At 43.3% G+C, this 12,545-nt stretch carries 9 protein-coding genes; all 9 read right to left on the bottom strand.

Annotation, left to right across the window (positions count from 1 at the left end; genetic code table 11):
• Nucleotides 1–342: 342 nt before the first annotated feature.
• The 9 genes from MUB35_RS26420 to MUB35_RS26380 all read right to left on the bottom strand — a co-directional run bounded on the left by MUB35_RS26420 (nucleotide 343) and on the right by MUB35_RS26380 (nucleotide 12,464).
• Nucleotides 343–1,182, bottom strand: coding sequence for a tyrosine-type recombinase/integrase (locus MUB35_RS26420; RefSeq protein WP_033140115.1), 840 nt, complete (start codon nucleotides 1,180–1,182; stop codon nucleotides 343–345).
• Nucleotides 1,183–1,370: 188 nt separating this feature from the next.
• A complete protein-coding gene (gene yicI / locus MUB35_RS26415) occupies nucleotides 1,371–3,734 on the bottom strand; it encodes an alpha-xylosidase (protein ID WP_118618110.1) in 2,364 nt (787 codons plus the stop codon).
• Entirely contained in the window at nucleotides 3,731–6,160 is a 2,430-nt protein-coding gene (locus MUB35_RS26410; RefSeq protein WP_103731671.1) for a beta-glucosidase family protein, read from the bottom strand. Before MUB35_RS26410 ends, yicI begins: the two co-directional genes overlap by 4 nt.
• Before the next feature lie 53 nt (nucleotides 6,161–6,213).
• The gene (locus MUB35_RS26405) at nucleotides 6,214–7,182 is read right to left on the bottom strand and encodes a sugar ABC transporter substrate-binding protein (RefSeq protein WP_103731672.1); all 969 of its coding nucleotides are present in this window, start codon (nucleotides 7,180–7,182) and stop codon (nucleotides 6,214–6,216) included.
• Between the two features lie 24 nt (nucleotides 7,183–7,206).
• Nucleotides 7,207–8,163, bottom strand: coding sequence for an ABC transporter permease (locus tag MUB35_RS26400; RefSeq protein ID WP_118594085.1), 957 nt, complete (start codon nucleotides 8,161–8,163; stop codon nucleotides 7,207–7,209).
• Nucleotides 8,153–9,652, bottom strand: a complete 1,500-nt coding sequence (locus MUB35_RS26395) for a sugar ABC transporter ATP-binding protein (protein ID WP_052099161.1) — start codon at nucleotides 9,650–9,652, stop codon at nucleotides 8,153–8,155. Before MUB35_RS26395 ends, MUB35_RS26400 begins: the two co-directional genes overlap by 11 nt.
• A gap of 264 nt (nucleotides 9,653–9,916) precedes the next feature.
• Nucleotides 9,917–10,936, bottom strand: coding sequence for a LacI family DNA-binding transcriptional regulator (locus MUB35_RS26390; RefSeq protein WP_033140119.1), 1,020 nt, complete (start codon nucleotides 10,934–10,936; stop codon nucleotides 9,917–9,919).
• Between the two features lie 258 nt (nucleotides 10,937–11,194).
• Nucleotides 11,195–11,644: a GyrI-like domain-containing protein gene (locus MUB35_RS26385; RefSeq protein WP_052099111.1), complete on the bottom strand. Its 450-nt coding sequence runs from the start codon at nucleotides 11,642–11,644 to the stop codon at nucleotides 11,195–11,197.
• Between the two features lie 394 nt (nucleotides 11,645–12,038).
• A complete protein-coding gene (locus MUB35_RS26380) occupies nucleotides 12,039–12,464 on the bottom strand; it encodes a gamma-glutamylcyclotransferase family protein (protein WP_054351687.1) in 426 nt (141 codons plus the stop codon).
• Between the last annotated feature and the right edge of the window lie 81 nt (nucleotides 12,465–12,545).

Raw genomic sequence — 12,545 nt, 5'->3', positions numbered from 1 at the left:
CTGCATTCCATACAGGCGAGGTACATAATTTACATTATGTAGTGAACTACAGCTGAAATCTTTGCAAAAGAAAAACGGCGAACAGGCATCATACTAAAAAAAGGCGCACGAAAGCACGCTCTCGGCTATTTTTTCTAAATTAGCATGGAGAGCGTACTTGTGCTGCCTTTATAAGAACTACTGCTATTTATTATGTTATTGGGAACATTTTGTCAGCGAAAATCGCTTGATTTTTATAGGTTTAGGTGATATAATGCGAGTTATATCATATATGTATTTCTAATACGGACAGCAAGTTCACTACATAATGTAAATTATGTGGTGTTTTTTTTGACTTTTCCGCTAAACTACAAGCCCCAGCCGCTCAATTTTACGTCGGTGTTCCATTCCTGTGGTCATGATATAGATTCGGGTAGTTTCGATATTACTGTGACCAAGGATGTCCGCTAGCTTAGCAATATCCTTTTCAATTCCATAAAAAGTCCTTGCAAAAAGCTTGCGTAAATTATGAGGGAAAACTTTACTGGCTTTTACGTTCGCCATCTGACATAGCTTTTTCATTTCAGCCCATATATTACTTCGATTCATGGGCTTTCCGCTTTTGGTACGGAAAATTACGCCGCTTTGTATGCCGTATTTATTTGTAAAGTCAAACAGCTTCTTTCTTAAGCTTCCCGGGACAAGAATGGTTCGTGTCTTTCCTTTGCAGGAAATCACAACCTCCCCCTGCTGTACTGCTTCCACGGTAAAATACTGAAGTTCGGATACCCGGATGCCGCTACTACAAATCGTTTGTAGCAGCAAGCAGAGCCGGGGGTTGTTCCGTGCGGCCTCTACCAACCTATAATATTCCGCCTTGGTCAGCTCCCGGTCCTCCGCAGAATAAATCCGGCGCTGTGTTTTCAAAGTTTTCACGCGGCACTCGGTGCATTTCAAAAAACCAAGTAGGTTATTGATAGATGCCAGCATGGAATTAATGCTGCGTACAGCATACCCCTTTTCAACAAGCCCCTGCTTATATTCCAATACCTTTTCTTTTGTGATAGACTGACCCTCCAAGAAAAGATAAAAAGCATGTGCATCACGGAAATACTTTTCCACTGTTGCTGAGCTCTTTTCTTCTTGAATCAAGTTTTCACGAAAACGTTCTATATCCATTTTGGATAATTCTCTCTTTCTCATAGCCATTACCTCCGTTGACCGTAATTGGATCTCCGCTTATATGTTCCACCATTATTTTATCCAATTTACATATTTAGCAGTCATAAAAATGACAGAGATACACGGAGGCTCAGACTTCTTTTGCATACAGATTTTAATGGGCAGATCAACAAATGAAAACAAGAAAATAACATTTGTATTCCTGTTTTTTATTTCCCCAGAATCACCTGCTCCCCTTCCGCTGCAACAACAGCGCTTCTCCTCTCCTTATCGTACTGCACCGTTCCTCCGCTTATGCTCCGGATTTCAGGAACATTGTTAAGTACATATGTTATCCTTTCATTTCTCCCACAACTAGACAGATATATCTTATCTTTATCCGCATATCCCCTCACATTCAGCACAATATTACCTTCTTTGTCGGGGATCCGGCATTCTGCTTTCTGTCCCTCCCGCAATTCATAGATACCGATCTGCACATTTTCAGCGAAAGAATACCCGGCTGTTTTTTCATTGCTCCCCATCGGGAGAAGCGAATTCTCGGCCACAAATAAAGGCAGAGAATGATAATCGTATATTTCCCGGTACCAGCGTCCTCCTTCTTTCCGTTCTCCGTTCAGAAGGTGCGTCCACACACCTTTCGGCAGATAATATTCCCCGATCCCCTCTTTATTAAAAATCGGAGCTACCAGAAGACGGTCTCCAAGCATATACTGCATATCGAGATATTTCACTGCAGGGTCATTTTCAAATTCCAGGATCATTGGCCGCATCACAGGAATTCCCGTTTTGTGTGACTCCACCGCCATACTGTAGATGTATGGCATCAGCTTCAATTTGAGTTTCGTAAACTCTCTGCACACTTCCACAGATTCTTCGTCGAACAACCATGGCACCCTGTAGCTCTTGGAGCCATGTAGTCTGCTGTGAGTGGAAAGAAGCCCGAATTGCAGCCATCTTTTGTATACATCGGCATCGGCTGCCCGTTCAAATCCACCGATATCATGGCTCCAGTAACTGAAGCCGGAGAGCATAAAGGAAAGGCCGCCTCTCAATGATTCTGCCATAGATTCATATGTGCCTGTACAGTCGCCTCCCCAGTGTACGGGGAATCTTTGACCGCCCACCGTCGCACTTCTGGCGAATAAAACTGCCTCCTTTTCTCCTTTTTCTCTCTTTAGCAATTCAAATACCGTCTGATTATACAATAATGTATAATAATTATGCATTCCCCATGCATCCGCTCCGTTTGCATAAGTCACATCAACAGGAATTCTTTCACCGAAATCTGATTTAAAACAATCGACTCCCATATCCAGCAGTTCTTTCAGTTTTTCCTGATACCAGATCACAGCCTCAGGGTTCGTAAAATCAATGACTGCCATTCCAGGCTGCCAGTTATCCACCTGCTTTACGCCCAAACCATCTGCGCGCATTAGAAAATACCCTTTTTTCAACCCTTCCCTGAAGAATACCGTTCCCTGTGCTACATAGGGATTAATCCATACGCATATTTTCAACCCTTTGTCTTTATACCGCTTTAGCATTCCCCTTACATCCGGAAATGTTTTCTCATTCCATTTAAAATCGCACCAGTGCAGGCCCCTCATCCAAAAGCAGTCGAAATGGAATACGTCAAACGGAAGATCCCGCGCTTTCATCCCCTCGATAAATGAGTTAACCGTTTTCTCATCATAATCCGTCGTGAAGGAAGAACTCAGCCAGAGTCCGAACGACCATGCCGGAGGAAGTGCCGGTTTGCCCGTCAGACTCGTATAGTGCTCAAGTACTTTTTTCATAGAGCTTCCGCCAATCACATAATAACGCATCTCCTCTCCTTTTACGGAGACGCCGACTGCTTCTACCTTTTCGCTCGCAACCTCAAAGGACACGTCTGTGCTGTGATCCACATAGATTCCGTAATTTTTATTCGTTATATAAAACGGAATATTTTTGTAACTAATCTGCGAAGAGGTTCCCCCATCCTCGTTCCAGCAGTCTACAGTCTGACCGTTTTTTACAAATGCGGTAAACCTTTCACCAAGACCATAGACACATTCTCCTGCTGCCAGCGAAAACTCTGAGACAATGTAAGGATTGTAGTCCTCAGCAAGATAATTCGTCTCCGGATACTTGGTTGAATTTTTTCTGTCATGTCTCATGTATCCCACATTTTTAAACCCACATGATGTCATATCTTTCCCGCTTCTTTTATAGCTGATATAGAACTCTTTGAGCCCCACATGTACACTCACATTCCCTGCTGACATCACCGCCTCATCCTCGCTGATGTCTACATTTACGATACATTTTTCCCTATTCAGCATAAACCGGGGTTCTCTCTTTTCGTATCCTTCAAAATGAAAACATCTTACCGAAATAATATCCTCATCTGCTGAGGTAAACTCAAACGTCAGCGTTCCGACGTCCAATGCGCACGCGCGATTGCAGATGGTCCGGAACGGAGCAGTCACCCTCATGCCGTTTTCTATTTCTTCCACTTCGTACGCCTGTACCGCGTAACATGCGTGAGCGGCCTCGCTCTTTTCCCAGAATCCCTCTGTAAATTTCATGGCTTACTCCTCCTGCTAATGTTCTGTACTACTTCCGCCTTTGCATAAAATCCTCTCGTTCTACCGTCGATTACTGCACTGTCAGATACTTGCAGCTGCTCCTGAAGACGGATATCCCTGCAGGACGCTCCAAGCGAAATGATATAATTCCCCTTTTCCACGAACCATTGCATGTCACGGTCCAGGAAGGCAAACTGAGACACCTTCATCTCAAACCGCACTTTCTTTTCTTCTCCCTTTTTCAATTCCACTCTCGCGAATCCGGCCAGTTCCATTGTCGGACGCACCATCTGCGATACGGCATCTGTAAAATACATCTGGACAACTTCTGTTCCGTCAAAGTCACCTGTATTTTTAATCAGTGCTTCCACCTTGATGACAGACGACGCACTAACGACCTTTTCCTCGATCTTCATATCAGAATACTCAAAAGAAGTATAGCTCAACCCATGTCCGAAATAATAGAGAGGCTCTGCCGTATCATTGATATATCCGTTTTTATTCCGAATCATTCCGGTATGCCCAGCTGCAACATAGCCGCTTCCTCTCGGAAGGCCATAGTAAATCGGAAGCTGTCCTGCATTTCTTGCCACAGTGACGGGAAGACGCCCGGACGGATTCACCTCACCGAAGAGCAATCTGCACAGAGCGCTGCTTCCCATTTCTCCCGGCTGCCATACTTCCACGATAGCATTGAAATGTGACGCGGTAAACTCGTTTGACAGGGGACGTCCGTCATAATGAAGTACGACTGTTTTCTTATGTAATCCGTAAATTTTTCTTGCAAATTCTTCCTGTGCCCCCGGCAGATCAATGTCTGTAGCATCCACGCCCTCCCCAACCGTAGAAGTGCTTCCCCAGCCGTTTTTACCTCCGAGCGTCAGCAAGACTACATCGGCATCGGCCGCAGCACGCACTGCCTCTTCCATTCCGCCAAGTTCAGTTCCCGCACAGTTTATCCCCTTTGCAAACACCACCTCTGTGTTAGGAAGATATTCTTTTAATTTCTGATAAAGTGTTTTTGCTTTCGGAAAATCTTTCTGTATCTGCTTATTTACCCTGGGTGAGGTATCACGAACCTGTCCTATATATTCCTGATCAATATCATAGATAATGACTCCCGGTTCCTCAAAGTCCTGCCCGTCTTCCTCTCTCGACATCGTCATATCGATTACTGCAGGATAAGAAAATGTCCCGAACAAACTTCGGATGTTGTCCGCATGAGGACCAACTACCGCAAGTTTATTTATCTGTTTTGACAGTGGAAGAACATTGTTCTCATTTTTCAATAAAATAAAACTCTCCTCCGCTATCTTCTCATTCAGCCGCTCTGTTTCTTCTAAATGTAATGTCTTTTTTAGTTTTCTTAAGTCCGGATAAGGGTTTTCAAAAATACCCATTTCAAATTTCAGTCTCAGAACTCTCTCCACCGCCTGATCGATCACAGATATGCTCAGCCGGCCGTCATTTACCGCTTCTTTCATGCGGTAATGGAACCCTTTCGGTCTCGGGTACTCTACATCCAGCCCGGCCTCAATTGCCTGAATTCCGGCCTCTTCAAATGTGGCGGCTACTGAAAATGGGTCTACCAGACGGTCCAGGGAGAGATAGTCGGAGACAACAAATCCACGGAAACCAAGCGCATTTCTCAGTATTTCTGTGAGCATCTTTTTCGATCCCACAACCGGTTCCCCATTGATGGAACAATATGAATTCATAACACTCTTCAAATTGGCTTCCGTTATTGCACACTGGAAAGGTTTGCAGTGAATTTCCAGAAGATCTCTCTCCGAAACAAGATTGCGTCCCATATTGATTCCACCCTCTGTGACTCCATGTCCCGCAAAATGTTTCGCTGTTGCCAAAATACCTTTTTTCATATCCTCTGACTGAATCCCTCTGACAAAGGCGCTCGACATCGCCGATACAAGAGCTGCATCTTCTCCGTATGTCTCTGTCATTCTTCCCCACCTCGGATCCCTGTCCACGTCCATCACAGGAGAGAGTGCCTGCCGAAATCCCACATACAACATCTGGCGGCGTATGATGTCCGCCATCTGCTCCACAATCGCCGGGTCAAACGTAGACGCCTGAGCGATTGCACTAGGAAATACATCGGCCTCCGTATACTGTGCCCCTGCACACGCTTCACAATGAATCAGTGCCGGAATTCCGAGCCTTGTCTCATTTACCAGATATCTCTGTAATTTGTCCGCGTACTTCACAATTTCTTCTACACTGTCTGCCACAGTGAATGCGCCAACATTCCCAATACCGTTTGGTACATATTCCTTAAAATCAGGAATCTCCTCCGTGATTGTCACAAGACATGTAATCTGATCGATTTTCTCCTCAAATGTCATTCTCTGCATCAGGTCCTTAAGCCTTTCCTCCACCGGAAGGCTGCTGTCTTTGTAATTCGCCATCTCCTTTTACCTTCTTTCTTGTGCTGTCTTTCTGAATGGACTGCTTTATCGGATCATTTCAGATACTCGTCCACATTTTCTGCTGTGACGATTTTAAACGGAATGCTGACATCCTCGATATCTGCCGGGTCTTTCCCATTTTTCAGGTCCTCGAAAATCTGAACGCCTGCTTCTGCCTGTGCTTTTGCATCCTGCAGAGAAGTCATCGTCATTTCTCCGTTTTTAATAGATTCCAGTGCGTCATCACTTCCGTCCACACCGAGCACCTGAATGCTGTCCAGTTTTCCCGCCGATTTCAATGCCTCAACAACTCCCAGTGCCGCATCGTCATTCTGGCATACGATTGCGTCAAAACTGTCATATGACAACAGACAGTCATCCGCCGTACTCATCCCGAGATCTTTTGCATTTTCCACGTTATATTCACCTAAAATTGTAATATTACTGTCTTTCAACGCATCTGCCAGACCCTGTTTACGGTCAATATACTGCTGGTCGTTCGGTGCTCCTGTGAAGTATAAGATAGATGCTCCTTCCGGAAATGCCTCCCGAAGATATTCACCCTGTGCTTTTCCCGCATCATAGTTCGGAGAACCAACATAAATATATCCGTCATAATCATCCCCGCCCGATACCGTAGTCAAAAATGAAATGTAAGGAAGTCCTGCGCTTTTCGCCGCCTCAAGCGCCGGTATAGATCCGTCCAGATCGTTGCTGATAGCTGACACTACATTTACGTTCTGTACAATAAAATCATCAATCTGTCCGTTCTGTACATTTGTATCTCCCCCTGCATCTGTGACTGTAATATCAATTCCTTTCGCCTCTGCCATCTCTTTTAAATACGTTCTGAATTTTGCACAATAATTGTACGTATCACTGTTGTTTGCAAATCCCACTAAGTACTCTTCACTTTTCTTTCCTGTATCGCCCGTATCACCTGCCTTGTCCGTTCCGCATCCTGTCATTACCGTCATACATGCCATAATTCCCGCCACCATCACTGCTAATTTTTTCTTCATTGTTTTTTCCTCCTTAATTTTTATTTATTTACTTTTTTTATTTTCTTTTGTCTTAATATCAATGATCACTGCCACCGCAATTAACAAACCCTTCACAATCAACTGGTACTGGGTAGATACATGCAGCAGATTCAGTATGTTGTTGATCAATCCTACGATGATCGAACCGATTAAGGCTCCTGTTACCGTTCCGATTCCTCCTAAAAAGCTAGTCCCGCCCACAATCACCGCAGTAATGGCATCAAACTCATACCCTTCTCCCACAGAAGGCATTCCCGCCATCAAACGCGACATCAGCACTACACCTGCCAGTCCTGTCAGCGCACCGCTCAGTGTAAATATCAGCCGCTTTATGCGCTTCGTATTAATGCCCGAGGCAATTGCCGCCTTCTCACATCCTCCGATAGCATAAATATAAGTTCCGAATGTTGTCTTTTTCATCAATATCGCTATGGCTACTACCATAACAAGCGTAATGATAACCGGAACCGGTATTCCAAGAACTGCACCATATCCCAGAGGTCTAGCTTTCTGCACGCCGCCGATTGTCTGCCCGTTTGTATAAATCTGAACAATTCCCTGAAGTACATAGGTCATTGCCAGAGTCGCAATAAATGGCTGTAGCTTATAGTGGGTAATTAAAAATCCGTTCACCCAGCCGCAAAGACATCCGATTGCGATACCCGCCAGTATCGCCAGCGGCAGATTTCCCGTTCCTGCAAGGATTCCCGCCGAAATACACGCTGATGTTGTACACAAAAATCCCGCTGACAAGTCAATCATTCCTGATACGATCAACATCGTCTCGCCACAGGCAATAATGGTAACCACAGAAATCTGTTTTAATATGTTAATCAAATTCTGGGGTTTTAAAAAGTTATGATTAATGACTGCCGATGCAATAAATAAAAAAATCATGATAAGTACGATTCCGTATTTTCTGTATATCTCTCCCGATGATAATCTCGTTTTATTTTTCATCTTTCGCCTCCACAATTATTTTCATAATTTTATCCTGAACCAGATCCTCACGCTCTAAAATTTTCAACAATTTCCCGTCACCGACCACTCCTACTCTATGGCTCATGGAAAGCACCTCCGGCATATCAGAAGAGATGAGAATAATTGCCATGCCCTGCCTCGCAAACTCTGTAATGAGGGAATAGATTTCTTCCTTTGCACCTACATCAATTCCTCTTGTCGGCTCATCTAAAATAAGAAGCTTAATATCCCGCACAAGCCATTTTGCCAATACTACCTTCTGCTGGTTTCCGCCGCTTAGATTCTCTGCCAGTGTACTCATACCCGGTGCTTTCACTGAAAGTTCGGAACAAATAGCATTTCCCTTTTTCTTTACCTGCTTCACATTCCAGAAACCTAGTCTCGCAAATAAATCCCCATTCGGAAGTTTGATATTGTCTTCTATCGGTCTCACACCCACAAATCCGTAAGTCCTTCTGTCCTCCGTCACCATTGCAATCCCATGCCGTATTGCATTTTTGACAGAGCGTATCTTCACCTCTTTTCCCTCCATCAGGATCTCTCCCTTTTCCAGATGATCCAATCCGAATATTGTCTGAACAATCTCACTTCTCCCTGCGCCTACCATACCTGCAAGGCCGAAAATCTCTCCTTCATGAACCCGGAACGAAATGTCTCGAAACACCCCTTCATTCGTCAAATTCTTCACTTCAAGCACAACTCGATCCTGATGTTCTGAAATTGGCGGATAGATATCTTCGATATCCCTCCCGACCATCATAGATATAAGCTGCTCTTCCGTAGTGTTTTTTATTTCCCCCGATGCAATCCACTTTCCGTCGCGCAAAACCGTATATTCATCGCAGAGTGCGAACACTTCTTCCAGCCTGTGAGAGATAAAAACGAATGCAATCCCAGTCTCTTTCAGTTTGCATACTGTCTTAAAAAGAATGCCAGTCTCCGCACTTGTCAGAGATGATGTCGGTTCATCCATAATAATGACTTTACTGTTTCTCGAAATTGCTTTCAGAATTTCAATCATCTGACACTGAGCCACATTCAGATTTCCCATTTTTTCATCGGGCTCATAATCCAGATTCATTATTTTTAATAATTCCTTTGTTTGCTTCTTTCTCTCCTTTTTGTTCAAAAATAATTTTCCTTTTTTCTGTTCTCTCCCTAAAAACAAGTTCTCTGATATCGTCAGCTCAGGTACATAGTTCAATTCCTGTGCGACAATAGAAATTCCATGTGCATAGGCATCCTTCTCTGACTTCATATGAATCTCTTTTCCTTCACAAAAAACTGTTCCGCCATAACCGGTATATGTTCCCGACAATATCTTCATCAGTGTTGACTTGCCGGCTCCGTTTTCACCGACCAGTGCATGAACTGTGGAAGAACGTATCTTCATATTGACCTGATCCAATGCAACTACACCCGGAAACTCTTTGCGTATGTTTTTTAGTTCCACAATTGTACGCCTCACCAAAATGTTCCCTCCTTTTTTGTCTAAACGTTTTAACAATTAGTTTTTTTAACTCTTTGTTTTATGTTGATATTATATCATATTCATTGTATTTCTTCAATAAATAAGGCTTATTTTTGTTTATTTTGTATAATATTACTCGTCAAAACGTTTCAACACTTGTATTTAAACGTTTCAACACTGTTAATAATAAACAGGCATAAATGGTATTATTTTACATACTAAAAGAGCCGGTTCATGCACCGGCTCTTTTATAAAACCATTTTAAATTTTCCTTGTACTGCCCCGAAGTAAAAGTTGTGGTTTATACTCCCTCACGTTCCTTCCCTTTTTTTCTGTGCACTCGATCAGCTCCATAGTGCGTTCTCCTATATACTTCCCTATTTCTTCCACCGGAATACCTATTGTTGTCAGTGGCACCTGCATCACATCCGCGAACGGAACATTATCGAAACCGACCACAGAGACTTCCTCTGGGATGCTGACCCCGTACATTCTCGCCGCACGATAAATACCAAATGCCATCTCGTCATTCATAGAGAAAATAGCCGTCACCTTTTTTCCCATAATATAGGAAAATAACATGTATCCGCTATTCATGGTATAATCCCCATAGACAACCAGTTTTTCATCATAAGAAATCCCAGCTTCCTGAAGAGCCATTTTATATCCTTCCAAACGCTCCTGTGTCACCTGATAATTCTTTTTCCCCGCCACACAGCCAATCCTTCTGTGTCCGTAATCTATGAGATGCTTGGTTGCAATATATCCGCCCTGACGGTAATCAAACACTACATCTGTCCCCTCACATGCAAATCCATAATTATCCATAGTCATTACCGGTACATCTAACTGCAAAATGGCATCATTCAATTTCTTTTTTTCTTCATTCGTATATTTCTCAAGCGATTTCGCCCAGATCAAGGCACTGATATTTCCCGCACCCACGTTCCGAAGTAGATCACACTCCACGGCTCCATCATCTTCTATAATATGGCAGACAAGAGAGTAGCCTCTTTTTTCAACCACATTGTTAATCTCCATGAAAAGCGATGAAATATGGGTATTCCGCAAATCATTAAAGACAATCCCTATCAGCTTACTCTTTTTATTTACAAGGCTTACTGCTGCATTATTCGGCTGATAATTATACTTTCTTGCAACTTCTATTACTTTTGCTTTTGTCTTCTCCGACACCCTCGTTTTCTTTGAAGAGAGTGCCATAGACACCGTTGCCACCGAGACACCACACTCGCGAGCAATATCTTTTATCGTCACCTGCATCACCGTTCCTCCGATATATCTTCCACTCTGTTTCTATCTGTGTTTTTTGTCTATTTTACTATTGTAAAGCAAATCATAATGTCTGACAAGGAATTCCCCCGTACTTTCTTGTCTGGATCTCAAATTCATTTGCTTCTGCCGTCCTTCCCTCCCACTAATTTCCTCTGCAGTCCAATCAAATGGAGCATTATCTCCTGCTTAGGTGATAATGCTCCATTTTTTAAGGCTATCTAATTCCCGACAGCTTCATTCTCCTTTCTAATATTTCACGGGTATCCAGACTTCTACTTCCCCCAAATCTTCTGCTTCATTCCACAAAACATACTTTTCGATGGTGGGCAGCCCACATTTGTCATACTGGCTCTGGGGAAGGAATTCCTGATTGATCTGCTGCCAGAGATTTCCCAGAACATTGTCTGAGATTTTTCCCTTGGCCTGAAAGATCAGCCACGTTGCCGGAGGATATTCATATGTCACAAATCCTTCTACCTCCGGCCCGTCCCAGAGAACGGCACACATATAATCATTACTGCCATCCTCCTGAAATCCGAAGCACAATCCCAAATCAAAAAAACTACCACTGATAGCTTTCATTTTTTCATTGGTTCCATCACTCTTAACCACTGCCCAGGTACCTCCTCCATACGGAGTTGTCATTCTTATTCCCAATACCTGAAAAGCCCCTTTTTCTTCAACTACATACTTCATAATCTCTACTCCTTTCACTGTATTTTAAGATTTAAGCCTGCAGTAAAATACTAGCAGAACAGCTTTTTGTCTTACATCTGATGCGTTGCATCCACTGCATTCTCCTGCCTGCCTTATGCTTAGTATAAGGCTTTCACAGCCTGTCTGCCCGATATATTCCCCACAGAAAATATCGGCACAAAACATATCTCTGGCTTTTTCATCCACTGAAGATTTCGGACAGATGTCAAGAGGTGATTTTAAAAAGTTTATAGGGTGCTAATGACACCCTCGACATAACCTGGCGTCATCTGAACTTCTTCCAATATAAGACATACATTCATATCGGAACGTCTAAAATCAGTGACGGTGAATTGCAAACAGAAATTAATTGATACTACCACAGACAGATTACTCATCTTTCATCCGTTTTTATTATCCCAAGATATTTCACATAGTCGTTACATGAAATCACGTCCCCAACCAATTTCCGGTTCTCCGAATTTCTCAGATTATAGAAATATACTGGCAAATGATCGATTTCTTCGCCCAGGTCATCATATATGGTACAAAACACTTTGTCGTATTCATTTTCTATTCTGCCCTCACCGAAGAAGCCTTCCATCAAATCTACTTCATTCTGGACATCATCCGGCACCTCATGAATCTCACCCAGAACCATCTCATCTCCTATCGTCAGAGCAGGATACGCTTTACCCCTGATAGCATGGAGCGAGCCTTTCACATAAGCATAGCGCCGGAATGTATCATGAGCTTTATAATAGTACTCATAATTATACATACCCACACGAAGTGTCCCATATACAAACACTCTTCTCATCAGTGTGTTGCACCGCCCATCACCTTAATATCCGTAGGTGTGTCTACAATTGCCTCAATTGCGGCTTCAATACCCTCCACC

The organism is Blautia sp. NSJ-175 (assembly GCF_022867815.1).
In the GTDB taxonomy this organism is placed as follows: Bacteria; Bacillota; Clostridia; order Lachnospirales; family Lachnospiraceae; genus Blautia; species Blautia celeris.
Note: the sequence above shows the minus strand (reverse complement) of the source record. Positions and strands in the feature narration are given on the sequence as shown.

Excerpts from the sequence above, each read along its gene's own strand:
- MUB35_RS26420 (WP_033140115.1), bottom strand. The coding sequence starts at position 1,182 with ATGAGAAAGAGAGAATTATCCAAAATGGATATAGAACGTTTTCGTGAA.
- yicI (WP_118618110.1), bottom strand. The coding sequence starts at position 3,734 with ATGAAATTTACAGAGGGATTCTGGGAAAAGAGCGAGGCCGCTCACGCA.
- MUB35_RS26410 (WP_103731671.1), bottom strand. The coding sequence starts at position 6,160 with ATGGCGAATTACAAAGACAGCAGCCTTCCGGTGGAGGAAAGGCTTAAG.
- MUB35_RS26405 (WP_103731672.1), bottom strand. The coding sequence starts at position 7,182 with ATGAAGAAAAAATTAGCAGTGATGGTGGCGGGAATTATGGCATGTATG.
- MUB35_RS26400 (WP_118594085.1), bottom strand. The coding sequence starts at position 8,163 with ATGAAAAATAAAACGAGATTATCATCGGGAGAGATATACAGAAAATAC.
- MUB35_RS26390 (WP_033140119.1), bottom strand. The coding sequence starts at position 10,936 with ATGCAGGTGACGATAAAAGATATTGCTCGCGAGTGTGGTGTCTCGGTG.
- MUB35_RS26385 (WP_052099111.1), bottom strand. The coding sequence starts at position 11,644 with ATGAAGTATGTAGTTGAAGAAAAAGGGGCTTTTCAGGTATTGGGAATA.
- MUB35_RS26380 (WP_054351687.1), bottom strand. The coding sequence starts at position 12,464 with ATGAGAAGAGTGTTTGTATATGGGACACTTCGTGTGGGTATGTATAAT.